Raw genomic sequence first — 25,303 nt, 5'->3', positions numbered from 1 at the left:
CAGCGCGGCCGGCGAGTGGCCGGTCAGCGTTACGGCGCGACCGACGCGCCGCTGATCCCGTGCCGCCGCAGCGCATCGGCGACGAAGCCGGACGCCTTCATCTCCTCGACGAACGCGCCGAGCAGCGCGGCGGCCGCTTCGCCGCGACTCTTCGGCACGCCCATCGCCTGCCGGATCACCATGAAGCGCTCGCCGAGCAGCCGCAGGCCGGGCGTCTTCGCCGCATCGGCCTCGAGCTGCTGCTTCACGCCCGCCGCGACTTCGAGCCGCTCGTCGACGAAGGTCGGCACGACGTCCGCCGAAGTCGGCGCACGCACGATCTGCGCGGCCTTCAGCTCGCGCGTGAGAAACAGGTCGTACGCGCTGCCCTTGCCGACCGTCACGCGGTTGTGCGGCTGATCGACGTCGGCATTGCTGCGGATCGGCGAATCGTCGCGCACCAGGTAGTAGCCCTCGATCAGCACGTACGGCTCGGTGAACGCGACCGTCTCGCCGCGCAGCGGATCGATCGCGAAGAAGCCGAAGTCGGCGCGCTCGTCGGCGAGCGCCTGCACCGATTTGCCGGCCGCGTCGAACACGACCAGTTCGAGTTCGGCCGACAGGCGCTCGGCGAATGCGCGCGCGAGGTCGATCGACACGCCGAACGGCTCGCCGGTGGCCGGGTCGCGGTTCGCGAGAATCGGGTTGCCGAGATTGATCGATGCGCGCAGCTTGCCGGTCGGCGTGAAGGCGGCGAGGACGGAAGGGTCGATGGTCATTGCGAAGGCTCGTAGAGGATCGGTTGCGCGAGGTGCGCGGGATGCGGCGTTGCGCTCACGCGCGAACGGCGCGCGCGAGTGCGCGTGCGAGTGCGCGTGCGGGCGCGGGCGCGACGCCGCCGATGCGGGGCGGCGCGCCGGCGTGCCGCTCGCGTGTCGCGGCGCTCACTTCACCGCGACTTCCGTATGCACGACCTGCGGCGGGCTCTTGAAGAACGGGCCAGCCAGCTGCCGCCACGCCTGGAAGTCGTCCGACTGGCGGAAATGCACCATGTGGTCGTCGACGGTCTCCCATTCGACGACGAGCAGATAGCCGCCGCTGCGCTCGATCACGCGATGCAGCTGCGCGCCGCCGCAGCCGCGCGCCCGCGCGAACAGCGGCAGTGCGGCGCGAACCGCCGCTTCGAATTGGGCGGCTTGCGCCGGATCGATTTCGAGCGATGCCATTTCCAGGATCATGCGTGCTCCATAGGTTGAATGAGTGTGCAGCCGGCGCGCGCCGCGCTCGGCGCGCCCCGCCACGATACCGGAAGCCGGCGCGCGTCGCAGCCAGCTGCGCCGCCAGTCGGCTGCGCTGCATCAGCGTTTTCCCCGATACGGAATACGCGGCGCCGGCCGTTCTCACAGAGGAGAGGTGGTGAAGACAATTGATCCGAGGCCGATTATGACGATTTCCGCGACGAACGGAACAGACGCAACCGATGGCGCGACCGGCATGACTGCCGCGCTGCCTGAAACGATCGGCGCAACGGCGGACGGCGAGCCGCGCCGCACGGCGTCGATCCTGCTGGTCGACGACGAGCCGAACGTGCTGTCCGCGCTGCGGCGCGTGCTGCGGCCCGCGAATTACGAAGTGTTGACGGCCGACAGCGGGGAGGCGGCGCTGGAAATCCTCGCGACGACCGAAGTCGACCTGATCGTGTCCGACATGCGGATGCCGACCATGAGCGGCGCGGCGTTTCTCCGCCGTGCCCGCGCGCTGTACCCGGAGACGATGCGGGTGCTGCTGACCGGCTATTCCGACATCGCGTCGATCGTCGAGGCCGTCAACGAGGGCGGCGTGTATCGCTACCTGAATAAGCCCTGGGACGATCAGGACCTGCTGATGACGCTCGAGCAGGCGCTCGAGCAGCGGCGCCTGCGCGCCGAGGCCGCGCGGCTCGCCGCGTTGACCGAAGCGCAGAACGAAACGCTGCGCCGGTTCAACGCGGAGCTGGAGACCCAGGTGCGCGCGCGCACCGAGGAGCTCGCGCAGACCGTGCTGTTCCTCGAAGCCGCGCAGCAGGACCTGAAAAGCAGTTTCACCGCGATGGTCCAGGTCTGCGCCAGCATGATCGAGCTGCGCTGCGGATCGGCGAGCGGTCATGCGATGCGCGTCGGCGAGATCGCGCGCCGGCTCGCGCTGTCGGCCGGGATGAGCAGCCTGCACGCGCAGGACGTGTATTACGCGGGATTGCTGCACGGCATCGGCAAGCTGTCGCTGCCCGACGAGCTGCTGCACAAGCCGATCGTCAAGATGACGACCGACGAACACAGCCTGTTCCAGCAGCACCCGCTGCGGGCGCAGATGGTGCTGACACCGATCGCGCAATTGCACAAGGTCGCGTCGATCGTGCTGCACCAGTACGAGCGCTTCAACGGACGCGGGACGCCCGACGGCCTCGTCGGCGACGCGATTCCGCAAGGCTCGCGGATCGTCGCGATCGCGCGCGACTTCGAAGGGTTGCGCAACGGCGAAATCGGCGCGCCGCATTCGGTCGAGCAGGCGATCGACGTGCTGCGCTCGCAGGCCGGCGTGCGCTACGACCCGCTGCTCGTCGCGCGCTTCATCGACCTGATGCGCGATCCCCAGAACCTCGGCATCGCGGCGTCGGTGGCGGAGATCCAGTCCGCGCAGCTGCGCGAGGGCATGCAGCTCGCCGACGATCTGCGCACCCATCGCGGCGTGCTGCTGATGACGAAGGGCAGCGTGATGACGGCGCACCAGATCGAACTCGTGCGCCGCTTCGAGGCGCGCGAAGGCACGTCGTTCGACATCCTCGTGGTGGCCGGCGCGACCGGTGCGACCGGTGCGACGGGCGCGGGCGCGGCTGCGGCGAGCCACGCGCCGCCCGCCTGAGCCGGCGCGCGGCTGCACGGCCCTCGCACGCGAGGGCCACGCGTTCAATCCGACCGAGGCGCAATCATGCATGGCACCTACAATCTGCCGCTCGTCCTGCTGTCGCTCGTGATCGCGACGCTCGCCTCGTACACGGCGCTCGACCTCGCCGCGTTCATCTCGCTGCTCGAGAAGCGGACGCTCAGGCGCGCCTGGCTGGCAGGCGGCGCGGTCGCGATGGGCACGGGGATCTGGTCGATGCACTTCGTCGGCATGCTCGCGCTGTCGCTGCCGATTCCGCTCGGTTATGCGCTGACCGATACGGGCGCATCGCTGGCGATCGCCGTGCTCGTGTCGTACTTCGCGCTGACCGTCGTCACGCGTGCGCGCCTGGGCGGCGCGCGGCTGCTGGCCGGCGGCATGCTGATGGGCGCGGGCATCGTCGGGATGCACTACACCGGGATGGCGGCGATGCGCATGACGCCCGGCATTCGCTACGATCCCGCGCTGTTCGCGGCGTCGATCGGCGTGGCGGTGATCGCATCGACGGCCGCGCTGTGGATGGCGCAGGCGTTGCGCGCGCAGCACGCGCGCCATGCGAGCGCGCTGCGGATCGGCGCGGCGCTCGTCATGGGCATCGCGATCACCGGCATGCACTACACGGCGATGGCGGCCGCGCATTTTTCGCCGGACGCGCGCTGCGGCGCCGCGAACGGGATCGATGCGCCGTGGCTCGCGACGACCATCGCGATGTTCACCACCGCGACCTTGACCGTCACGCTGCTGGTGTGCCGGTTCGACGCCCGCACGACGTTCCTGCGCGGCATGACCGACACGCTCGAGCGGCTGGTGCGCGTGCGCACCGCGGAGCTCGAGACCGCGTTGCGCCGTTACGAGCAGACCACCGCGATGCTGCAGCGCACGCGCGAGAACATGGCGACCGAGATCGACGAGCGCCGTGCCGCGCAGGCGCGGCTCGAGCAGGAGAAGGACGAACAGCGGCGCCTGTTGCGCGCGCTCGAGGACACCCACGTGCAGCTGCTGCAATCGGAAAAGCTCGCGTCGATCGGCCAGCTCGCGGCCGGCGTCGCGCACGAGATCAACAATCCGATCGGCTTCATCAGCGCGAACCTCAACACGCTGCGCACGTGGGTGCGCAGCCTGCTCGACGTGCTCGCCGCGCACGACGCGCTGCTGCCGCAACTCGAGCCGGCCGCGCGCGACGCGCTGGCGGCGCAGCGCCGCGCGGCCGACCTCGACTACGTGCGCGACGAGATCGTCACGCTGATCGACGAGTCGATCGACGGCGCGGTGCGCGTGCGGCGCATCGTGCAGGACCTGCGCGATTTCTCGCGGCCGGGCAGCGGCGAGTGGAGCGTGGTCGATTTGCACGCGGGCCTCGACAGCACGCTGAACGTGGTCCACAACGAACTGAAGTACAAGGCCGACATCGTGCGCGAGTACGGCGACGTGCCGCCGGTCGAATGCCTGCCGTCGCAGTTGAATCAGGTGTTCATGAACCTGCTGGTCAACGCGGCGCACGCGATTCCGACGCGCGGCGTGATCACGATCCGCACGTCGAGCGACGGCGAATGCGTGTCGATCGCGATCAGCGACACCGGAACCGGCATGGCGCCGGACGTCGCGCGGCGGATCTTCGATCCGTTCTTCACGACGAAGCCGGTCGGACAGGGTACGGGGCTCGGGTTGTCGGTGTCGCACGGGATCGTCGAGCGCCATCGCGGCACGATCGACGTGACGAGCGTGCCGGGGCAGGGCACGACGTTCTGCGTGCGGCTGCCGATCCGGCGGTCGCACGCGGACGCGAGCGACGCGACGGCGATCGCGCAGCGCGCGTGAGCCGTGCATGCGCGCCGCCGCGCTAGCGCTTGCGCCGTCGCCTGCGGAAGAAATTCCAGAACATCGCGGTCGCATCCGGCCCGGTCGCGGAATGGAACGCCTCGCGCGGATCGCCGCCGCTCCACGCATGGGCGAGGCCGTGCACGATGCAGACGCGCACGATCACCCGGCCGCCGCGCAGATAGTCGGTGTAGCGCACGCCGTCGTGCGTGTACGTGCGCTGCTCGCCGACGCGCGGCTCGCCTGCCTCGTCGATCAGCCGATTGAGGCGCGCGAACGCGACGCCGAGCTGCACCGCGTTCTGCTCGGCGACGACCGTGTCGAGCCCGCCGTGCACGATCAGCGCGGGCATGCCGGGGTAATGACGCGTGTCGACGCAGGTGTCGACGGTGCGGATCGGATCGTCGCGCAGCCCGCGCCGCATCACGCTCATCGCGGCCATCGTCGACAACGGCGGCGCGATGGCCGGGCCGGAGTGCAGCCCGACGGCCGCGAACCGGTCGGGATAGTCGAGCGCGAGCCGCGCGGCCAGCCCGGCGCCAGCCGACATGCCGGCCAGATAGACGCGGTCGCGATCGAAGCCGCGTTCGCGCACGATCGCATCGACCAGCGACGCGATCGCCGGCGCTTCCGACAGCGATGCATCGCCATGCCAGTTCCAGCAGCGGTGCGAGTGCGCCGTCTTGGCCTGCTCGGGCAACAGCACCGCAAACCCGGCGCGCGCCGCGACGCGGCAGATGCGCGTGCCGGCCGCGAACGATTCAGCGGTCTGCTTGCAGCCGTGCAGCATCACGACGAGCGGCATGTCGCGCGTCGTCGCCGCCGCGGCGGGCAGGTACAGCGCATAGGCGAGATGGTTGACGAGGCGGCCGGCGGCCGGGCGCGCCGAATGGAACGAACGCAGCCACGCCCCCTGCGTCTCGCGCGGCGACGTGCGGGCCGCGGGCGCGGCGGGGCGGGCGGCGCGCGCCGTCTTGGTGGCGGCGCTGCGCTTGACCGACGCGGCGGGCTTCGCGGTTTTACGTTTCGGCCGCGTGCTGGTGGCGGCGGCAAGCAGGTCGAAGGGCCGGAGCCAGAGGCTGGATTTTTTCCTGGGCATGGACGAGTCACGAGTCTCGTGCCGACGGCGCGTAGCGCCGAAGCCGGCGTCGAATGGGAGGCGGGTGCGCACCGAGCACGATTCGTGCCGCGCAGCGTGCGAGCGTCGCCGCCGTCCCGCGGCGGACATGCCATCCTAGCAGGCGCCGCGCCGATCGGCTGCGACGGTTCGATGACCGTTCGATGAACGTCGCGACACGGCCGCGCGTGCGGCGCATGCGATCGGATGCGAGCGGTAGACCGAAGCAGCGGTATCGGCGGAAGCGGTGCAAGCCGCCGCATCGCCGTCTCATGCAACGATTGGATGCAGGCCGCCGTGCCTCGCACGACGCCGACGCGTCAGCGATACGTCCACGCGCGGTGCATCACGAACATCGTCGGCGGGATCAGCAGCGCGATCGCGACGATGGTCGCGCCGCGCGATACGTCGAGCAGTTCGGCGGCGCGCGCGAGCAGCATCGTTTCGATGAAGCCGGCCGTTGCGACGGTGAGGTAACGCAGCAGGTTGCGCGAATGCAGCGTCGACGAGAAGCTCCACAGCGTGTTCGCCAGATACGAGAACGCGGTCGCGCAGACGAACGCGGCCGCGTTCGCGGCGACCTGCGTCGCATCGAACCACGCGTACAGCGCGGATGCGACCAGCACGTGCAGCGCGGTCGAGCCGAGCCCGGTCACGCCGAAGCGCGCCAGCCGCGCACGTTCGGCATACAGCAGCGCGAACATCGGCGTCCCGCGGCTCAGCGCGCGCCGACCCGCACGCGCGCCGGCTGCACGCGCCGGCGTGCGCCGGCGCGTCGCGCATCGCGCGTGACCGGCAGCTCGATCACCTTCGCGTGCGCCTGATAGCGGCGGCGCACCAGATAGACGGGCCGTTGCTTCGTCTCGTCGTAGATGCGCCCGACGTACTCGCCGACGACGCCGATGCCGATCAGCTCGATCCCGCCGATGAACAGCATGATCGACAGCAGCGACGGATAGCCGAGCACCGGATTGCCGAACAGCAGCGTGCGGGCGATGATGAACGCCCCATACAGGAACGCGAGCGCGGCGATGCACACGCCGATGTAGGTCCAGCTGCGCAGCGGCACGGTGCTGAAGCTCGTGATGCCTTCGAGCGCGAGGTTCCACAGCTTCCATCCGGAGAACTTCGAGTGCCCGGCGCTGCGCGCGTCGCGCTGATACTCGACGATCACGGTGCGGTAGCCGACCCACGCGAACAGCCCCTTCATGAAGCGATGCCGTTCGGGCAGGCTGCGCAGCGCGTTGACGACCTTGCGGTCCATCAGCCGGAAATCGCCGACGTTCTCCGGCAGCTTCACGTCCGACAGCAGGTTGTGCACGCGGTAGTAGATCGCGGCGGTGGTGCGCTTCGCGAACGAATCGCAGGCGCGGCTGCTGCGCTGTGCGGCGACCACTTCCGCGCCGTCGCGCCAGTGTTCGATCATGACGGGGATCAGGCTAGGCGGATCCTGCAGGTCCGCGTCGAGCGGGATCACCGCGTCGCCGGCCGCCTCGTCGAGGCCGGCCGTGAGCGCCGCTTCCTTGCCGAAGTTGCGGGTGAGGTCGATGATCCGCACGCGCCGATCGCTCATGCTGGCGCGGATCAGGCGGTCGAGCGTGTCGTCTCGGCTGCCGTCGTTCACGCAGACGATCTCGAAGCGGATCGCCTCGATGCCCGCCATCAGCGGAATCACGACGTCGAAGAAGCGTTCGACGGCTTCGCCTTCGTTGTAGAACGGCACGACGAGCGACACGAGCGGTGTATAGAGCGATTCGCGCATGACGGGTTCCCCTGTAATGACATATCAGCGATCGGCGCCGAACAGCGGGCGGCCGATGCGGCGCAATCCGTGCGTCGAGCGGTGATGCGACCGGGCCGGATGCGTGAAGCCGGTGTCGGTCGAGTGATCGTGCGCGTCGGGCATCGACGGCACGTCGCGTCGTTCCTGTGCGATCCGGGCGGCGAGCATCGCGAGCGACGCGAGCGTGACGAGCGGCATGAACTGGAACGACAGATGCGGCACCAGCACGAGGCCGGCGAGCGGCATGACCCACATCAGCAGCAGCCACTCGCGATCGAAGCGCCGCCAGCCGTGCGTCCACGCATAGCGTGCGTACCACGCGATCACGAGGCCGTACCACGTGAGGTCGTAGTCGAACAGATACGGGCTGACCAGCAGGCAGGCACAGGCGAGCGTCGCCGCGCGCAGCGCATACGAACACGCGCCGCGCCACGCGTACCCCACGACGAGCGCGGCGGCCGCGCCGGACAGCAGCTGCAGCGTGCGCGCCAGCGCGGCCGGCCAGCCGGCGTACGCGGCCAGCGCGAACACCGTCGGCATGCGCGCGAGCTGCGCATGGCCCGCGTCGACGTTGCGGTATGCGTCGGCGATCCCGTGTCCGAACGCGATCCACGTCTCGAAGCCGAACGCGAGCGTCGACAGCACGACGCCCGCGGCGAGCGTCGCGGCCCATGCCGCCAGCGCGCGCCATTGCGCGGCGCACAGCAACGCGAGCGGGAACAGCACGGCGATCTGCGGCTTGACCGTCAGCAACGCGAAGCAGATGCCCGCCGCGACCGGGCGCCGGTTCAGCGCCAGCAGGCCGAGGCCCGCCAGCGCCGCGCTCGCGAGGCTCGTCTGTCCGGCGAGCAGCGCGACGAACGCGCCGGGAAACGCCAGCGCACACAGCAGCGCGGCGTCGCGCTGCACGGTCGCGCGGATCGTCGCTGCGAACAGCATCCACGTGAGCCCGAGCCAGATCGCGAGCGCGCCCGGATACGGCAGCCAGCCGAGCGGCGCGACCAGCAGCAGCATCGTCGGCGGGTAGAGCCACGGTGCGGAGCCGCCGGCGAGATTCAGCGTCGGAATCGCCAGCCGCTCGATCGCGAACAGCGACGGAAAATGCCATGCATCGAGCGCATGCCCGTGCACCGCGAGCCGCGCGGCGCTCCACAGCGGCGCGAAATCCTGCGCGAGCGGCTCGGGCACCGACGTATGCGAGCCGTGCACGCGCGCGAGATAGACGCAGACGAACAGCAGCTCGGTCAGCAGGGCCGCCGCCGCATACGTGCGCACGCGATCGCGATTGAGCCAGTGCGGATGGCGGCGCGGGCCGGCGATCGGCAGCTCCGGATGAGCATCGATCGCCGAGCCGCCATGCAGCAGGAAGCGCGGCGCCTTCATTGCCGTTCCCGCGGCGGCAGCGCGACGCGCCGCACGGTGATCAGCAGCACGGCGAGCAGCACGACCGGGCCGATCTGCGGCCACTTCGTGATCCGGTTGAACACTTCGAACACCGGCAGCAGCCACGCGAGAACGATCACGATCTGGTCGCCGGGCAGCCAGCCTTCGTCGAGGCCGTGCGCGATCAGGCAAAACACCGCGATGCCGAGCCAGGTCAGCTCGTATTGCCACAGGTACGGCGTCGCGAGCAGCGTCGCGACGGCCAGCACCGCGCCGCGCAGGCGCATGTCGGTCGTGCGGCGCCACACGGAGACGGCCGCGGCCATCGCGAGCAGCGCGACGGCGCCCTGCACCGCGAGCGACACCGCGATGGACGCACCGGCGAGCCGCAGCGCGGCGAACGGCGTCGGCGACACGAACCAGTACGCGGGAAGCGTGAAGTGCATGCCGCGCACGATCGACAACGCGTGAGCGAGGCCCTCCAGCGAGCCTGGGCCGGTCAGTGCGAAACCGGCCGCGGTGAACAGCGTCGTCGTGACCGCCGCCGCGCCGAACGCGCGCCATGCGCGCGTCGCGATCAGCACGAACGGGAACACCGTCGCCATCTGCGGCTTGATGGCGAGCAGTCCGATCAGCACGCCGGCTACGATCGGGCGCGGGCCGAGCAGGTGCAGCGCGAGCGCCGCGATGCCGGCGGTGAGCAGCCCGTTCTGCCCGTACAGCACGCACGCGCAGACGGCCGAGTAGCCGAGCACGACGAGCACGGCGGCGCGCGGCACGGGCAGGTGCGCACGCAGGCCCGACAGTCGCAGGACGGCGTACGCATAGCATAAAAGACTGCCCGCAAAAAAGAGGATGTACGCGGGCAGGAAAGGCACGAGGGCGACCGGCGCGATGAACAGCAGCATCGTCGGCGGATAGAGCCAGGGCAGCGACTGGTGACCCATGTAGGCACCGAATTTCGCGACCTCGGCCCGTGAGAAGAACACGGGATCGTAGACGGCTGCGGCATGACCGTGCAGCACCAGATGCGATGCACTCCAGAACACGGAGAAGTCGACGCCGGGGCGGGCGGTGGTTTGCGCCGTGAACGCGTCGGTGGTGACGGCCCATGTGATCACGAAGCCCACGCACAACAGCAGCATCACGCAGCTGTACGGAACGATTCGGTCGGCCGTCAGCCATTGAGCACAGCGTGTCGCGCGATAGCGCATTCCATCATTGGCCGTGTACATGATGCCCCGTGTTTGGTGAATGCCGCGTGGTGTGCGCGCGGCTTTTCGTGTTGTCGTGTATCCGGATCGAATCGCATTCGATGGCGCTGTCCGGTGAATGCATTGTTGGAGAAAAAATCGCACGACGCAAACCGCGGCCGGAAACGCGCGATGTCGATGCGGCAGTTCTTCGGCCGAAAACGGCGCTTTTACGTCAGAGAAATCGGTCGCCGCGCAATTCATGTTTCTCGCTTGAAACATTCCGCGTTTGTCGCTGCTTCGGGACTGCATCGAATACGCGTCGGATGAACGGCGTCGCGGGTTCGGGAAAGTCCCGAGAAAATTTTTCGAACCGCCCTGGCAGCGCGCCTGCGCCCGGCCGACGCGCGCCGATGCCCGCCGCGCATATATCAAATCTGAAACATTTCGGGTGTCGCACTGCCGCCGGCCCGGCGCATGGATCGTCGGAATCCTTGCTGCGCCTCGATTGTCGGTCGGCTGGCCTGCTCTTTGCGTCTAGGGCTGCACGGCAGGCGACGATGCGAGCCGCGACCGGTTGACGCAGCAGAACATACCGGAGCGCCTCACCCGTGCAGGACGATGGACCGCAAGCGCGTCGGGGAATACGGCGTAGTGGTCCACGCAGCGGCGGGCAGCATCGTCGACCGCTCGATCGAGCGAGCGTCAGCATCGTTCGCGCAATAAGAATCAGATGACAGCATTGGGGAATAAAAATGACAGACCACAGCACCACGCGGCTCGCATGCCGCGACGGGAACCTTCAGCAGTATCGACGCGCTTGCGTCGGTCATTCAATCCGCGGCCTTGTGCAGGACGGCAGCCGTGCCGTCCGGTTCGATCGTGATGTATCGCCGATCGGTCCACGCATGTGCAGCGCACACACCAGCTCACCGACGTCTCCAGGTCCGGATCGGCTCGCAGCCGGCCGCACCCGTCGCTGAGCCTCGGCTCCGAGTTTCTTTGTAGTACCGGTGGTACCCGCTCCCCGCGTCTATTCCAGACCACGGGGTTTTCGTAGCAGTGCAAAAGGAGAGTAGCCATGTCCACGTTCATCCAGAAGGTCCGCGGTTTCGTTCAAGACGAGCAAGGCGTGACGGCCATCGAATACGGCCTGATTGCCGCGCTGATCGCAGTCGGCCTCGTTGCCGCGCTGACGCTGGTCGGTAACGACCTGAAGACTGTGTTCAACACGATCGCAGACGACCTCAACGCGGCGATCTGAATGACGGGGCGACGAACGGCTGGTCCGGCCCGTTCGTCGCCATGTCGTCCGTCGAGCAGGGCCGGACATACCAAGCAACGAATGTCTGATGGACCGAATGGCGGATGGCTCGGCCGGTGCGCTCCGCGAGCCGTCTCCCGCTCGGTCGATCAACCGGATCGGAGGCCGTCATGCGCGCCAGGGTACTTGCAGTAGCGGTATCGCGATGGATCGACGACGAGCGAGGGGTGACGTCGATCGAATACGCGCTGCTCGCAGCGGTGTTCGCGACCGTCGTGCTCGGCGCCGTGGTCGCGCTGAAGGGCTCGGTTCAAGGCGCGTACGACGCGATTGCGTCGATCGTGACCGCGGCGGTGAATACCGCGCTCGGGCAGTAATCCAGATCGTTTCATCTAACCGAGGTTCGCCATGTTGCCAGTTGCGCCGCCTTATCCGGTTCCGTTGTGCGTGACGCTGCTCGTGATCGTGGCGGCCAGCACGGACCTCGCGAGCCGCCGCATCCCGAACCGGCTCGTCGTCGCAGGGCTCGCCGGTGCGCTGGTCGCGCAATGTGCGCTGCACGGCGTGCCGGCCGGCGTGCTCGCGTGGCTTGCCGGCGCGGCGACCGGCCTCGGGCTGCTGCTGCCGTTCTATCTGCTGCGCGGCATGGCCGCCGGCGACGTGAAGCTGATGCTCGCCATTGGCGCATGGGTTGGCGCGCAGATGACCTTCTACATCGTGCTGGCCACCTTCGTCGCGGGCGGCGTCGGCGCACTCGGCTTCGCGCTGCTGCGCGGCCGCATGCGCCGGATGTGGACCAACGTGTGGATGCTGGTCGCGCATCGCGCCGCCGCGCCGCTTGCAGGGGCAACCGACGGCCCCGTCGAATCCGCGTCGGTCGGCGCGTTGCCGTATGGCGTCGCAATCGCCGTCGGCACGCTGGGCATGCTGTTCGCATCGTGCGCATAGCGCGGCGTATCCGCAACGAGGATGGAACGAACATGAACACGAATCCCACCGAACCGAAACGCGACGCGCAGGTAGCGCATCTGCCGCAGCCGTCGCCGCAGCGGGAAGCGCATGCGAAGCCCGACGCGCAGCTGCCGCCGGCGCCGCGCTCGATCGCGGAAACCGGGCTGAGCCAGACCTTCGTGGCTGGGCTCGTGCTGAAGGCGACGCTGGTGCTCGGCCGCCCGTCGTACGGCGATCTGATCGAGCGCCACTGTCTGCCGCTCGCGGTGCTCGACGACGTGTTCGCGTTCCTGGTGCGCGAGCACCTGGTCGAGCTGACCCATCGCGGCACGACGGACCTCGACGTGACGTTCCGCCTGACCGACGCCGGCCGCGTCGCGGCGCTCGAAGAGCGCGCGCGAAGCAGCTACAGCGGGCCGGCGCCGGTGCCGCTCGATGCGTATCTCGCCTGCATCGACGCGCATTCGGTGCGCAAGCTGCGCGTCGCGCAGAACGACGTGTGGGCCGTGTTCGACGGCGTGATCATGGACACGTCGATCCTCGACGCGGCCGCCGCCGCGCTGAATGCCGGGCGGCCGCTGCTGATCCACGGGCCGGCCGGCAGCGGCAAGACCTACCTCGCCGAGCGGCTCGGCGCGCTGATGGCCGGTCATGTGCCGGTGCCGTACGCGATCTGCGCGGCCGGCGAAGTGATCCAGATCCACGATCCGCTCGTGCACATCGACGCGCCTTCGCAAGGCGAAGGACAGTCGGTCGATCGCCGCTGGCGACTCTGCGAGCGGCCGGTCGTGATGTCCGGCGGCGAGCTGACGCTCGACGAGCTCGACCTGCGCCGCGACGACGCGGCCGGCTTCTACCAGGCGCCGCCGCACATGAAGGCGAACATGGGCATGTACATCGTCGACGATCTCGGCCGCCAGCGCGTCGAGCCGCGCGATCTGCTCAACCGCTGGCTGCGCCCGCTCGATCGCGGCGTCGATTTCCTGACGCTCGATTCCGGCACCCGCTTCGTACTGCCGTTCGACGTGTGGCCGGTGTTCTCGAGCAACCTCGCGCCGGAGCAGTTCGCCGACGAAGCGTTCCTGCGCCGGCTCGGCTCCAAGCTGCACGTCGGCGCGATGTCGATCGAACACTACCGCGCGGTGTTCGACGCCGCGTGCGAGTCGCTCGGGCTGGTGTCGTCGCAGGACGCCTTCGACTACCTGCTGCACCGGCTGCACCTGCCGACCGGCAAGGCGTATCTCGCGTGCTACCCGACCGACCTGCTGCGCCTCGTTGCCGCCGGCGCGCGGTATCGCGGCGATCCGCCCGAAGTGACGCACGACGCGCTGCATGACGCCTGGGCCAGCTATTTCGGCGCGGCGCCGGAGCGCGACGGCGGGTATCTGCCGCCGGGCGAGCGCGGCGGTCGCACGCACGTCGCCGGTTGAGTTGTTTCTTTCACGATTCGTCGAGGAGCATTGCCATGAAAAACAGTCGAGCAATCTTGATGCTGGTGGTCGCGATGGTCGCGGGGCTTGCCGCGGTCGTGTTCGCGTCGCGCTGGTTGATGAACACGTCCAACGGTTCGGTCACGTCCGTCGCGGTCGCGACCACCGACCTGAATCTGGGCGAGCCGCTCGGGCCGAACCAGATCCACATGGTGAGCTGGCCGGCGGGCAGCGTGCCGACCGGCGCGTTCACCGACACGAAGGAACTCGAAGGGCGCGTCGTGCGCACCAGCCTCGCCCGCGGCGAGCCGGTGATCGAGTCGAAGCTCGCGCCGGTCGGCACCAAGGGCGGGCTGTCCGCGGTGATCGCCGACGGCAGCCGCGCGATCACGGTGCGCGTGAACGACGTGGTCGGCGTCGCGGGCTTCGCGCTGCCGGGCAACTACGTCGACGTGATCGTCAACACGCAGGAGCAGCAGGGCAAGACCGACGGGCAGAGCATCTCGAAGATCGTGCTCGAGCACATCCTGGTGCTGGCGGTCGCGCAGCAGGTGAGCCGCGACGACACCGCGCCGAAAGTCGTCAACGCGGTGACGCTCGAAGTCACGCCCGACCAGGCCGAACGCCTCGACCTCGCCCGCAGCGTCGGCACGCTGTCGCTGGTGCTGCGCAACCAGGTCGATCACAAGACGCTCGCCACCGACGGCGCAACCAAGATGACGCTGCTCGGCAAGGCACCGGTGCCCGATGCACCGCCCGCGCCGGCACCGGCCCGCGTGCGGACCGTGCGCGTGCACGTCGCGTCGCACGCGTCGTCGGAGGCACGCCGCGATTGCATCGGCGTACTGACCGGCGTGCACGGCAGCGTCGAGTGTTTCTGAAGCCGCACGACAGGCCCACACAACAGATTAACCAGATCGGCCGCCGTCAGGGCACGGCGGCCTTGGAAGTCGACAACCGGCGCTGCGCCGGTCACTCGGGGGATCAGACGAAATGAAGATCAATCCGCAACACTCAGGTACCGGCCCGGTGCGCACACGTATCGCACGAGGCGCGATGATGGCCGCGATCCTCTGTACCGGAACGCTGACGGTATACAGCGCACTGGCGCAGGAAGCCGCCGAATCGGCGGCATTGACGAAGGGCGGCGCGAGCGCGCCGGCCGCCGTCGCGAAGGGACCGATGCAGATGACGATCAGCATGGCGCCGGCGATCGCCGCCGCGCCGGCCGCGGCTGCCGGGCCGCTGCGCGGGCCGAACTGCGTGGGCGCGGTGCGCGATTCGACCAGCGTCAGCGTGCCGCTCGGCAAGTCGTTGCTGGTGCCGATGCCGGAGGCAGTCCGCAATCGCACCATCGGCAATCCGGCCGTTGCGCAGGCAACCATGGTATCGCCACAGACGCTCTACATCCTCGGGCTGTCGGTCGGCACGACCAACATGATCGTGCAGGGCAAGAGCGGCGCGTGCCGCGTGATCGACGTGGCGGTCGGCGCCGATGCGGGCGGCCTGCAGGCGTCGCTGCTGCAACTGATGCCGGCCGAGCGCGACATTCACGTATCGACCGCGGCCGGCACGATCGTGCTGGCGGGCACCGTGTCGAACTCGCAGGCCGCGCAGCAGGCCGTGCAGATCGCGCGCGCCTACAGCGACAGCGCCGGCGGCGGCGAAGGCGGGACGGCCAAGGGCGGCGGCGTGCTCAACATGCTGTCCGTCACGTCGCCGCAGCAGGTGATGCTCGAGGTCAAGGTGGCCGAGGTGTCGAAGACGCTGATCAACCAGATGGGCAGCGCGCTGAACATCCAGGGCGGCTTCGGCTCGTGGAGCGGCGCGCTGGTCAGCAACCTGCTCGCCGGCGTCGCGAGCGCCGCGGTGTTCAACAAGGCGAACAACAAGCCGTTCAGCATCGCGGCCGACGCGCAGAACACCGACAACCTCGTGAAGATCCTCGCCGAGCCGAACCTCGTGACGATCAGCGGCCAGGAGGCGACGTTCCTCGCCGGCGGCAAGATCTTCATCCCGGTTCCGCAAAGCAGCGGTACCGGCGTGTCGACGATCACGCTGCAGCAGGAGGAATTCGGTGTCGCGCTGAAGTTCACGCCGACGGTGCTCGCGAACGGCCGCATCAGCCTGAAGGTCGCGCCGGAAGTGTCGGAGCTGTCGCAAACCGGCGTCACGCTGAGCGCGACCAACATCGGCGGCACGTCGATCCTGCCGCTCATCACGACGCGGCGTGCCTCGACGACGGTCCAGATGAGCGACGGCGAGTCGTTCGCGATCGGCGGGCTCATCAAGGACAACGCCACCGGCGCCCTCAAGGCGATCCCAGGCGTCGGCGAAGTGCCGGTGCTCGGCGCGCTGTTCCGCAGCACGTCGTTCCAGCAGGACCGCACCGAGCTGATCTTCCTGATCACGCCGCACCTGGTGAAGCCGCTGCAGAGCGCCGACCAGCCGATGCCGACCGACAGCTTCTCGAAGCCGAACGAAGCCGACGTGTACGCAACCGGCAACATGGAAGGCCGCCACGGCGTGCGCCGGCCGGCCGCGCAACCGGCGAACGGCGCCGCGGATGCGCCGCAGGCACCGGCGCCCACGCCCGTGCAGCAATCGGCTGCGCCGGCGGCGGCCGCGCCCGCACCGCGTGCCCCGGCGCCTGCCGACGCGCCGGCGCCTGCCGCGGTCCAGCCGGAGAACGCGGCGGCAGCCGCACCGGCTGCGGCCGGTGCGGTGAGCGCGGCGCCGGCCGTCGCGCAGCCGCCGGCCGATGCGGCCAACGCAGCCAACGCAGCCCGTGTCGCACGCATCGAAGCCGCCGCCGCGCGTCTCGCGGCGGCCGCGGGCAACACGCCGCCCCAGAAGCCCCGGCTGCCAGCCGCCGCCCACGCGCAGGTCGCGCGGGCGAACGCAGGCCCCCAGTCCACCGATCGTTGAAGTCATCCAAGGGGAAGCTCATGAAATCCGCCTACCTCGTATTCGTGCGCCGCGCGGCGCTCGCCGCACCGCTCGCGTTCGCGCTGGCCGGCTGCATGTCGTCGACGCCGGTGTGGGACACACGCTTCGGCGACTCCGTGCGCGCCGTCACGCAAGCACAGATCATCGATCCGCACGCGGCCGAACACGCGTCGCAGCCGGTGGTCGCGGGCAGCGCCGCCGCGTCCGCCCTCGACAACTACGACAAGTCGTTCAAGCAGCCGGAGCCGAAGGGCAATGCCTTCGTGATCGGCATCGGCAAGTCGGCGCAATAACAACAGGCAAGCTCAGGGAGAACGCCATGTCCAGCGCAGCTCGTCATCCGAAACTCACGCGCCGCAGTTTGCATCGACAGCGCGGTGCCGTCGCGATCGTCGTCGGTCTCGCACTGGCGGTGATGATCGGATTCGTCGGTCTCGCGCTGGACCTCGGCAAGCTGTACGTCACGCGCAGCGAACTGCAGAACAGCGCCGATGCATGCGCGCTGTCCGCCGCGCGCGACCTGACTTCGGCGATCAGCCTGTCCGTCGCGGAGGCGGACGGCATCGCCGCCGGTCACGTCAACTTCGCGTTCTTTCAGAAGAGCGCGGTGCAGATGCTGACCGATTCGAACGTCACGTTCAGCGATGCGCTGACGAATCCGTTCCTGACGAAGACGGCGGTTTCGACGCCGGCCAACGTCAAGTACGTGAAATGCACGGCCACGTTGAGCGGCATCGCGAACTGGTTCGTCGGCGTGCTGAACGCGATGCCCGGCGTACAGGTCGCGAACGCGACGCAGGTATCGGCGAGCGCGATCGCGACCGTCGCCGCCGGGCAGACGACCTGTGCGATTCCGGTGTTCGTGTGCCGCGCCTCGTCGGCGGCGCCGTACAAGGTCGGCGACTGGATCTCGTCGCCGTCCGGGTCGTCGTCGACCTACGGGCCGGGCAACTTCGGCTGGGCCGCGCTCGATGGCTCGACCAACGAGACGACCATCGCGAGCGAGCTGTCGGGCAACACCTGCAACATCACGTCGCCGCCCGATCTCGGCTCGACCGGCTTGAAGTCCGCGTCGCTGCGCGCCTGGAACACCCGCTTCGGCATCTATACGAACGGCGCGAACGGCTCGAGCGGCCAACCTGACTTCACCGGCTATGCGTACGTCGGGCCGAAATACGGGCCGCCCGGCACGCCGGGCATCGTCGGCGATGCGTACACACAGTTCGTGCTCGATCGCGCCAGCTTCAAGTCCTACCAGGGCGACGGCGCGCCGCCGGCCGGCAGCGGCATCGCGACCAACGGGACGGCCACCGCGAGCAACTATCAGACGTACGGCGGCGATCGCCGGCTCGCGCTGGCGCCGGAGGGCGACTGCTCGACGCTGTCGGGCAGCAGCAGCAAGCTGCACGTCACGCAGTGGGACTGCGTGCTGATGCTCGATCCGTTGCCGTTCAGCCCGGGCGCGGGCGGCGTGGTCGCGCACCTCGAATATCTCGGCTCGACCGCATCGGGCTCGACGCCTTGCGCGACGCACGGGCTGCCGGGCATCGGCAGCTCGGCGGGCGTCAAGGTGCCGATGCTCGTTCAATAGAGGAGACGCGATCATGAAAAGGCTTCCGATGCACCGTTCGCGCATGCGCGGCGTGGCCGCCGTGGAGTTCGCGCTGGTGCTGATCCCGCTGATCGTGCTCGCGACCGGCGTGGCCGAGTTCGGCCGCGCGATCTACCAGTACGAGACGATCACCAAGGCGACCCGCAACGCCGCGCGCTACCTGTCAGTCTATCTGCCGAGCGACGCCGCCTATCCGCTTGCCGCGGCGCAGTGCCTCGTCGTCTACGGAAACACGACGTGCGGCGCGGCCGGCACCGAGCTGGTGCCGGGGCTCACCACGTCGATGGTGATCGTCTGCGACGCCGCGCACACGCCCGACTGCGCCGATGCGTCGGATCCGCCGCAGTTCGCGAACCTGCCGACCTACGACTCGAGCAACAACGCGCCGAGCGGCACCGCGACCGGCAGCATCAACGTCGTCGAAGTGAAGGTGAAGGGCTACACGTACCAGCCGATCCCAGCCTACCCGGGGCTGTCGTCGATCACGTTCGGCAACATCGTCACCGTGATGAGGCAAGTGTCATGAACGCACGCCATGTTCCGCTGTCGCGCCGCCGCGGCCAACGCGGCGCGACCATCGTCGAGTTCGCGTTGATCTCGTCGATTCTCGTCATGCTGCTGTTGGGCATCTTCGAATTCGGCCGGGTGCTGTTCTACTGGAACACGGCCACCGAGGCGATGCGGCTCGGCGCGCGCACGGCGATCGTGTGCGACGTGAACGCCGCCGGCATCGTCAAGCGCGTGAAGTCGATGCTGCCGATCCTGGCCGATGCGAACGTCGCGGTGACCTACACGCCGTCGGGCTGCGACGTGAGCAGCTGCTCGTTCGTGACGCTGAGCATCACGAACCTCACCGTCAAGACGATGGTCCCGTTCGTCAACGTCGCGCTCACTATGCCGCCTTTCACGACGACGCTCACGCGCGAAAGCCTGAATTCCTCGACCGGCGGATCAGCCTGTCAATAATTGCACGACGAGGCACAGTCATGATCAATATCCTCGTAGCTTCCGACGACACGGCCCGGCTCATGCGGATCGCGCGTCTCGTCAGCGACGCCGGCCGCTACCGCGTGACGCGCGCGGCCGGCCGTCCGTCGCAAATCGAGCATCGCACCGACGGGCTCGACTCGTTCGACATCCTGCTGATCGACAGCGGGCAGATCGATGCGGCTGAGCTGGCGGCGCTCGAACGCATCTGCCGGCAGCATCCGGGCCTGACCGGCATCCTGGTGAGCGCCGACGCATCGCCGCAGATGCTGCTGGACGCCATGCGCGCTGGCGCGCGCGACGTGCTGCAGTGGCCGATCGACACGGCCGCGCTCGCCCGTGCGCTCGAACGCGCGGCCGCGCAGAGCACGCGGCGCGACGGCGACGATACGCGGATCATCTCTTTCACGTCATGCAAGGGCGGCGCGGGCACGAGCTTCGTCGCGAGCAACGTCGCCTACGAGATCAGCGAGCAGTTCAAGCGGCGCGTGTTGCTGATCGACCTGAACCAGCAGTATGCCGATGCCGCGTTCCTCGTCAGCGACGAGACGCCGCCGTCGACGCTGCCGCAGCTGTGCGCGCAGATCGAACGGATCGACGGCGCCTTCCTCGATGCGAGCCTCGCGCACGTGACGCCGACCTTCCACGTGCTCGCGGGCGCGGGCGACCCGGTCAAGGCCGCGGAGATGCGCGAGGACGCGCTCGAGTGGATTCTCGGCGTGGCGGCGCCGCGCTACGACTTCGTGATCTTCGACATCGGCGTGAGCATCAGCGCGCTGTCGATGGTCGCGCTGGACCGCAGCGACCAGATCCAGCTCGTGCTGCAGCCCGCGATGCCGCATGTGCGCGCGGGGCGCCGGATGCTGGAAATCCTCGTGTCGCTCGGCTACTCGAGCGACCAGCTGCGGCTCGTGGTGAACCGGATGACGCGCACGGGCGAGCGCACCCGCACCGCGCTCGAGGAAGTGCTCGGGCTGCACGCGAGCACCACGATTCCGGATGACGCCGACACCGTGCGCGAAGCGATCGACCAGGGGTATCCGGTGTCGCGCCTGGCGCGCACCGCCGGCGTCGCGCGCGCGGTGCACGCGTGCGCGAAGCAGATCGTCGAAGGCGACGTGCGCACCCAGCCCGACGCGGCCAGCAGCGAACCGTTGATGTCCCGGCTGTTCGGCCGCAAGGCCACGCCGAAGCTCAAGTCCATGTGAATCTTTCGGGGAAACCATCATGTCATTGCGCGAACAGATGTCGTTGTATCGGACCCAGGCGCCGGCAACGGGCGCGGAGTCGGCCGGATCGGGCCATCCGTCGGTACGCGACGCGTATCAGAAGCTGCGCCGCGAGATTCATCTGGCGGTGCTCGAGCGCGTCGAGCTGGAGCGGCTGTCGCGGCTGCCGCAGGAGCAGGTCCGCCACGAGATCTCGGCGCTGATCTCGCGCATCCTCGACGAGGGGCGCATGCCGGCGAACGACATCGAGCGCCGCCAGCTCGCGATCGACGTGTACGACGAGATGTTCGGCTTCGGCCCGCTCGAGGCGCTGCTGCGCGACCCCGGCGTGTCCGACATCCTCGTGAACACGTACCGGCAGGTCTACGTCGAGCGCGGCGGCCGTCTGGAGCTGACCGACGTGACGTTCTACGACGACGCGCACCTGATGAAGGTGATCGAGAAGATCGTGTCGCGCGTCGGGCGCCGCATCGACGAATCGAGCCCGATGGTCGACGCGCGGCTGCCGGACGGCTCGCGCGTGAACGCGATCATTCCGCCGTCGGCGATCGACGGGCCGCTGCTGTCGATCCGGCGCTTCGCGGTCGACCCGTTGAAGATCGACGACCTCCTGCGCTTCCAGAGCCTCACGGAGCCGATGGCCGAGCTGCTCGAGGCGCTCGCGAAGGCGAAGGTGAACGTGCTCGTGTCGGGCGGCACCGGCAGCGGCAAGACGACGCTGCTCAACATCCTGTCGGGTTTCATTCCGCGCACGGAACGGATCGTGACGATCGAGGACGCGGCCGAGCTGCAGCTGCAGCAGCCGCACGTGCTGCGGCTCGAGACGCGGCCGCCGAACATCGAGGGCAAGGGCGAGATCACGCAGCGCACGCTGGTGCGCAACGCGCTGCGGATGCGGCCGGACCGCATCATCCTCGGCGAAGTGCGCGGCGCGGAAGCGCTCGACATGCTCAACGCGATGAACACCGGCCACGAAGGCTCGCTCGCGACGATCCACGCGAACACGCCGCGCGACGCGCTCACGCGGCTCGAGAACATGATCAGCATCGCCGGGCTGTCGCTGCCGCCGAAGACGATGCGCCAGCAGATCGCATCGGCGATCACGGTGGTCGTGCAGGCGTCGCGGCTCACCGACGGCAAGCGCAAGATCGTCAGCATCCAGGAGCTGACCGGGATGGAGGGCGACATCATCAACATGCAGGAAATCTTCACGTTCAAGCGGACCGGCATGAACGGCGACGGGTCGGTGCGCGGCTACTTCTGCGCGACCGGCGTGCGGCCCAAGTTCGCGGAGCGGCTGCAGTCGTTCGGCATCAACCTGCCGGACGCGCTGTACGACCCGACGCGGCACTACGAGACGAACTGACGACGGCCGGAGGCCTCATGGACTCGATCTTTTACGGTTTTGTGATTCTCACCTTCGTCGCGGTCGTGCTCGCGATCGAGGGCGTCTATCAATGGTGGAACGCGCGGCACGGCAATGCCGCACGCCGGATCGAATCGCGCTTGCGCGCGATGTCGGCCGGCGGCAGCGTGCAGCAGGAGCGGATGTCGATCCTGAAGAAGCGCATGCTCGACGACTCGAAGCCGTTCGACCGGCTGCTGCTGCGCGTGCCGCGCGTACAGTCGCTCGATCTGGTGCTGCAGCAGTCCGGCCTCGACTGGACGGTCGCCAAGCTGGTCGTGCTGAGCGGTGCGTTGTGCGCGGCCACCGCGCTGGTGCTGAGCGTCACGCCGCTGCCGCTCGTCGCGGTGCTGCCGGTCGCGCTGTTCGCCGGCTGCATCCCGACGCTGTACGTGACGCGGCATCGCCGCCGCCGCATGCTCAAGCTCGAGCGGCAACTACCGGACGTGTGCGACATGATCGCGCGCGCGCTGCGCTCGGGCCACTCGTTCACGAGCGCGCTCGGGATGGTCGGCGAGGAGTTTCCGGAGCCGATGAGCGGCGAGTTTCGCATCACCTTCGACGAGATCAACTACGGCGTGTCGCTGCACGATGCGCTGGTGAATCTCGCGACGCGCGTGCCGGCGAACGACCTGCGCTACTTCGTGATCGCGGTGCTGATCCAGCGCGAGACCGGCGGCAATCTCGCCGAGCTGCTCGACAGCATCGCGGCGCTGGTGCGCGAGCGCTTCAAGCTGTTCGACAAAGTCCGCGTGCTGTCGGCGGAAGGGCGGCTGTCGGCGTGGATTCTCGGCCTGCTGCCGTTCGGCACCGCCGGGATGATGGCCGTGCTGAACCGCGAGTTTCTGTCGGTGCTCTGGCAGGACCCGGCGGGCGTCAAGATGGTCGGCGCGATGCTGACGTCGATGGCGTTCGGCCTGCTGTGGATCCGCCGGATCATCCGGATTCGCGTCTGACGCGTGTCTCAGGCTTCACGAACCGATTCGAGGCTGTCATGCAAAACCTGAGCGTAGTACATACCGTGATGCTCGCCGGCTTGTTCCTGTTCGTCGCGGGCGGCGTGCTGGTCGCGATGCTGCTGTTCGCGCCGCGCAACCTGCAGCGCCGGCTTCAGCAGGCCAGCGGCGCGAGCGTGGCGGTCGGCGCGGCCGGCGCCGGAGCGGACGACGCCGGCGCGCCCGGCCCGCGCTGGATCGCGCGGCTCGTCGAGCTGTCGCAACCGATCTCCAAGCTGTCGGTGCCGCAGGACGGCTGGGAGAACTCGCCGCTGCGGGTGCGGTTGATGAATGCCGGATGGCGCGACCCGAGCGCGGCCGGGCTCTACTTCACCGCGAAGACGGTGCTGGCGCTGGCCTTGCCGGGCGCCGCGCTGCTCGCGCTCGCCACGACGCGGCTCGCCGATCAGCGCATGCTGCTGTCGTTCATCCTCGTCGCGCTGGCCGGCATCGGCTACTACCTGCCGAACTTCGTCCTGTCGCGCCGCATCACCAAGCGTCAGCGGACGATCTTCGAGGATTTCCCCGACGCGCTCGACCTGCTGACGGTTTGCGTCGAGGCCGGGCTCGGGCTCGATGCGGCGTTGATGCGGGTCAGCGAGGAGCTGCGCTTTCGCAGCGAAGTGGTCTCGGGCGAACTCGACCTGCTGCTGCTCGAAATGCGCTCGGGCTTCACCAAGGACACGGCATTGCGCAACCTCGCGCTGCGCACCGGCGTGGAAGACATCGAGTCGTTTTGCGCGATGCTGATCCAGGCCGACCGGTTCGGCACGAGCGTCGCCGAATCGCTGCGCGTGCTGTCGGACATGCTGCGCACGCGGCGGCGCATGCGCGCCGAGGAGCGCGCCGCGCGCATCGCGCTGAAGCTGCTGTTCCCGCTGATCTTCTGCATCTTCCCCGCGCTGATGGGCGTGCTGCTCGGGCCGGCGATGATTCATGTGTACCGCGTGCTGCTGCCGAGCTTCGCGACCATCGGCCAGTAAGCGGCGCGGCGCGGCCGGCCGCGCCGTGGATCGGCGCGCCGGCTGCGCGGCATCGCGAGCCGGCACGGCAACCGTCTTCATGGGAGGCTCGTCGTCCCCCGGGCGGCGTCGCGAGACAGGCCGATCATAGCGGCGTCAACGCAACCCGGACCCATGGTCGACCCTGGACGTGGCCGTAGTCCACCGCCCGCGCGGGTGGCCCCCTACGGCCATTGGAACGCACGGCGCGCGTGCGAGCCACGCGCGATGCGGCGCGCGCGAGCCGCGATCGCGTTGCACGGCCCGATGCCGTCCGTCACCCGTCACCCGTCACCCGTCACTGAAAGTGATGCACGTACCGTAGCACCATCCGCGTGCCCTGCGGGCGGTTGCGCGCATAGGTCTCGAAGTAGGCGTTGAACATCACGTGGTCCTGCGGCGAGAAGCTGTACATCGCGCCCGGTCCGATCGCGAACACCGCTTCCCGCGTGCCCGCCACGTCCTGCCCGTTCGCCTTCATGTCGGTGGTCTGACGCAGCCAGTAGCCGTTCAGCCCGAGCCGCAATCCGGGGCGCACCTCGTAGTCGGTCGCGAAGTTCGCATGCACGGCCTGACCGGCCTGCGTCGACGTCACGTCCGGCCCGAGCGAGGCGGCCGGCGCGTGATTGGTTGCATTCCACAAGTAATGCAGCCGCCACGACACGGTCCACTTCGGCGTGATCCAGAAGGTGGCGGCCCAGTACGGATCGAACGACCAGAAATGACTGCCCGGATTGATCGCGCGCGTGCGGTCGTACGCGCCGGTCGGCGCGATGAACTGGAATTCCACCCGCTGCGCGAAGCGCGGTCCGTGCGCGCCCATCACCGGGTCGAACTGCACGAACGGGCCGATCAACAGATCGCCGAAGCCCGCACGCGCGTTCAGCGCGACGTTGCCGATGCCGTCGTCGGTATGGACCGAGCCGACCCACGGCAGGATCACGTCGAGCCCCGGATGCATGCCGCCGAACGTCAGCGGCGCCTGGTAGACGAGCTGGCTCAGCCCCGCGAACAGGTCGATGTCCTGCTTCGGCAGCCCGACCTTGTTGCCCGCGTTGTCGTTGACGCGGCCGGCCGTGTAGTACTCGAGGTACTGCGTGCCGTACCAGCCGGAGCCGGCCGGCGGCAGCCCGTCGACGAAGCTCGTCATCCCCAGGTTGACCGACGGCAGGTCGGCCGCCTGGGCCGGCGCGTGGACGGCCAGGCCGGCGACCACGATGCCCGCGATCGCGAGCAGGCGAGAGCCGCAATTCCTCATCACCACCTCCTGTTGCGTTATGAGTAGAGC

General features: G+C 68.9%; 24 protein-coding genes. 16 read left to right on the top strand and 8 right to left on the bottom strand.

Features of this window, described 5'->3' with window-relative positions; genetic code table 11:
• Positions 1 to 29: 29 nt before the first annotated feature.
• A complete protein-coding gene (locus AK36_RS29435; RefSeq protein ID WP_014726188.1) occupies positions 30 to 758 on the bottom strand; it encodes an ABC transporter substrate-binding protein in 729 nt (242 codons plus the stop codon).
• A gap of 165 nt (positions 759 to 923) precedes the next feature.
• The gene (locus tag AK36_RS29430; protein ID WP_011880543.1) at positions 924 to 1,217 is read right to left on the bottom strand and encodes an antibiotic biosynthesis monooxygenase family protein; all 294 of its coding nucleotides are present in this window, start codon (positions 1,215 to 1,217) and stop codon (positions 924 to 926) included.
• Positions 1,218 to 1,422: 205 nt separating this feature from the next.
• On the opposite strand from AK36_RS29430, the gene nosR reads away from it, so the two are divergent.
• Both nosR and AK36_RS29420 read left to right on the top strand, forming a co-directional pair.
• On the top strand, positions 1,423 to 2,877 hold the full coding sequence (gene nosR / locus AK36_RS29425; RefSeq protein WP_045579847.1) for a response regulator c-di-GMP phosphodiesterase, NosR family: 1,455 nt from the start codon (positions 1,423 to 1,425) through the stop codon (positions 2,875 to 2,877).
• Positions 2,878 to 2,943: 66 nt separating this feature from the next.
• Positions 2,944 to 4,716, top strand: a complete 1,773-nt coding sequence (locus AK36_RS29420; RefSeq protein ID WP_045579846.1) for a histidine kinase — start codon at positions 2,944 to 2,946, stop codon at positions 4,714 to 4,716.
• Positions 4,717 to 4,738: 22 nt separating this feature from the next.
• Here the strand turns inward: AK36_RS29420 and AK36_RS29415 are convergent, their stop codons facing one another.
• The 5 genes from AK36_RS29415 to AK36_RS29395 form a co-directional block, all read right to left on the bottom strand.
• Positions 4,739 to 5,815, bottom strand: coding sequence for an extracellular catalytic domain type 1 short-chain-length polyhydroxyalkanoate depolymerase (locus tag AK36_RS29415; protein ID WP_045579845.1), 1,077 nt, complete (start codon positions 5,813 to 5,815; stop codon positions 4,739 to 4,741).
• Positions 5,816 to 6,153: 338 nt separating this feature from the next.
• Positions 6,154 to 6,537, bottom strand: coding sequence for a GtrA family protein (locus tag AK36_RS29410; RefSeq protein ID WP_045579844.1), 384 nt, complete (start codon positions 6,535 to 6,537; stop codon positions 6,154 to 6,156).
• Between the two features lie 14 nt (positions 6,538 to 6,551).
• A complete protein-coding gene (locus tag AK36_RS29405; protein WP_045579843.1) occupies positions 6,552 to 7,595 on the bottom strand; it encodes a glycosyltransferase family 2 protein in 1,044 nt (347 codons plus the stop codon).
• A gap of 24 nt (positions 7,596 to 7,619) precedes the next feature.
• Positions 7,620 to 8,999 (bottom strand): glycosyltransferase family 87 protein, encoded by a 1,380-nt coding sequence (locus AK36_RS29400; RefSeq protein WP_014726181.1) that lies wholly within the window; start codon positions 8,997 to 8,999, stop codon positions 7,620 to 7,622.
• Positions 8,996 to 10,234: a glycosyltransferase family 87 protein gene (locus AK36_RS29395; RefSeq protein ID WP_045579842.1), complete on the bottom strand. Its 1,239-nt coding sequence runs from the start codon at positions 10,232 to 10,234 to the stop codon at positions 8,996 to 8,998. Before AK36_RS29395 ends, AK36_RS29400 begins: the two co-directional genes overlap by 4 nt.
• Positions 10,235 to 11,273: 1,039 nt before the next feature.
• Between AK36_RS29395 and AK36_RS29390 the strand changes: the two genes are divergently transcribed.
• The 14 genes from AK36_RS29390 (at position 11,274) to AK36_RS29325 (ending at position 23,997) form a co-directional block, all read left to right on the top strand.
• Positions 11,274 to 11,456 carry a Flp family type IVb pilin gene (locus AK36_RS29390; RefSeq protein WP_011880534.1) on the top strand — a complete coding sequence of 61 codons (183 nt, stop codon included), beginning with the start codon at positions 11,274 to 11,276 and terminating at the stop codon, positions 11,454 to 11,456.
• A gap of 170 nt (positions 11,457 to 11,626) precedes the next feature.
• Positions 11,627 to 11,833: a Flp family type IVb pilin gene (locus tag AK36_RS29385; protein ID WP_011880533.1), complete on the top strand. Its 207-nt coding sequence runs from the start codon at positions 11,627 to 11,629 to the stop codon at positions 11,831 to 11,833.
• Positions 11,834 to 11,864: 31 nt separating this feature from the next.
• Positions 11,865 to 12,404 carry an A24 family peptidase gene (locus tag AK36_RS29380; protein ID WP_014726178.1) on the top strand — a complete coding sequence of 180 codons (540 nt, stop codon included), beginning with the start codon at positions 11,865 to 11,867 and terminating at the stop codon, positions 12,402 to 12,404.
• A 32-nt stretch (positions 12,405 to 12,436) separates the two neighbouring features.
• Entirely contained in the window at positions 12,437 to 13,837 is a 1,401-nt protein-coding gene (locus AK36_RS29375) for a P-loop NTPase family protein (RefSeq protein WP_011880531.1), read from the top strand.
• A gap of 35 nt (positions 13,838 to 13,872) precedes the next feature.
• Complete coding sequence (cpaB, locus tag AK36_RS29370; protein WP_045579841.1) at positions 13,873 to 14,718, top strand: Flp pilus assembly protein CpaB; 846 nt, start codon at positions 13,873 to 13,875, stop codon at positions 14,716 to 14,718.
• A 112-nt stretch (positions 14,719 to 14,830) separates the two neighbouring features.
• The gene (locus AK36_RS29365) at positions 14,831 to 16,765 is read left to right on the top strand and encodes a type II and III secretion system protein family protein (protein WP_045579840.1); all 1,935 of its coding nucleotides are present in this window, start codon (positions 14,831 to 14,833) and stop codon (positions 16,763 to 16,765) included.
• A gap of 20 nt (positions 16,766 to 16,785) precedes the next feature.
• Entirely contained in the window at positions 16,786 to 17,079 is a 294-nt protein-coding gene (locus tag AK36_RS29360; RefSeq protein WP_041494398.1) for a hypothetical protein, read from the top strand.
• A 26-nt stretch (positions 17,080 to 17,105) separates the two neighbouring features.
• Positions 17,106 to 18,377, top strand: coding sequence for a TadE/TadG family type IV pilus assembly protein (locus tag AK36_RS29355; protein WP_045579839.1), 1,272 nt, complete (start codon positions 17,106 to 17,108; stop codon positions 18,375 to 18,377).
• A gap of 43 nt (positions 18,378 to 18,420) precedes the next feature.
• A complete protein-coding gene (locus tag AK36_RS29350; protein WP_174479799.1) occupies positions 18,421 to 18,924 on the top strand; it encodes a TadE/TadG family type IV pilus assembly protein in 504 nt (167 codons plus the stop codon).
• Entirely contained in the window at positions 18,921 to 19,364 is a 444-nt protein-coding gene (locus AK36_RS29345; RefSeq protein ID WP_011880525.1) for a TadE/TadG family type IV pilus assembly protein, read from the top strand. The genes AK36_RS29350 and AK36_RS29345 overlap by 4 nt, the downstream gene beginning before the upstream one ends.
• Positions 19,365 to 19,384: 20 nt before the next feature.
• Positions 19,385 to 20,593, top strand: coding sequence for a CpaE/TadZ family protein (locus tag AK36_RS29340; RefSeq protein ID WP_011880524.1), 1,209 nt, complete (start codon positions 19,385 to 19,387; stop codon positions 20,591 to 20,593).
• A 19-nt stretch (positions 20,594 to 20,612) separates the two neighbouring features.
• A complete protein-coding gene (locus AK36_RS29335; RefSeq protein ID WP_045579837.1) occupies positions 20,613 to 21,980 on the top strand; it encodes a TadA family conjugal transfer-associated ATPase in 1,368 nt (455 codons plus the stop codon).
• A 17-nt stretch (positions 21,981 to 21,997) separates the two neighbouring features.
• Entirely contained in the window at positions 21,998 to 22,975 is a 978-nt protein-coding gene (locus AK36_RS29330) for a type II secretion system F family protein (RefSeq protein ID WP_045579836.1), read from the top strand.
• A gap of 38 nt (positions 22,976 to 23,013) precedes the next feature.
• Positions 23,014 to 23,997, top strand: a complete 984-nt coding sequence (locus AK36_RS29325) for a type II secretion system F family protein (protein WP_045579835.1) — start codon at positions 23,014 to 23,016, stop codon at positions 23,995 to 23,997.
• A 316-nt stretch (positions 23,998 to 24,313) separates the two neighbouring features.
• Here AK36_RS29325 and AK36_RS29320 read toward each other — a convergent pair whose 3' ends face one another.
• The gene (locus AK36_RS29320; RefSeq protein WP_045579834.1) at positions 24,314 to 25,273 is read right to left on the bottom strand and encodes a SphA family protein; all 960 of its coding nucleotides are present in this window, start codon (positions 25,271 to 25,273) and stop codon (positions 24,314 to 24,316) included.
• Between the last annotated feature and the right edge of the window lie 30 nt (positions 25,274 to 25,303).

The sequence above is a fragment of the Burkholderia vietnamiensis LMG 10929 genome, assembly GCF_000959445.1.
In the GTDB taxonomy this organism is placed as follows: Bacteria; Pseudomonadota; Gammaproteobacteria; order Burkholderiales; family Burkholderiaceae; genus Burkholderia; species Burkholderia vietnamiensis.
Note: the sequence above shows the minus strand (reverse complement) of the source record. Positions and strands in the feature narration are given on the sequence as shown.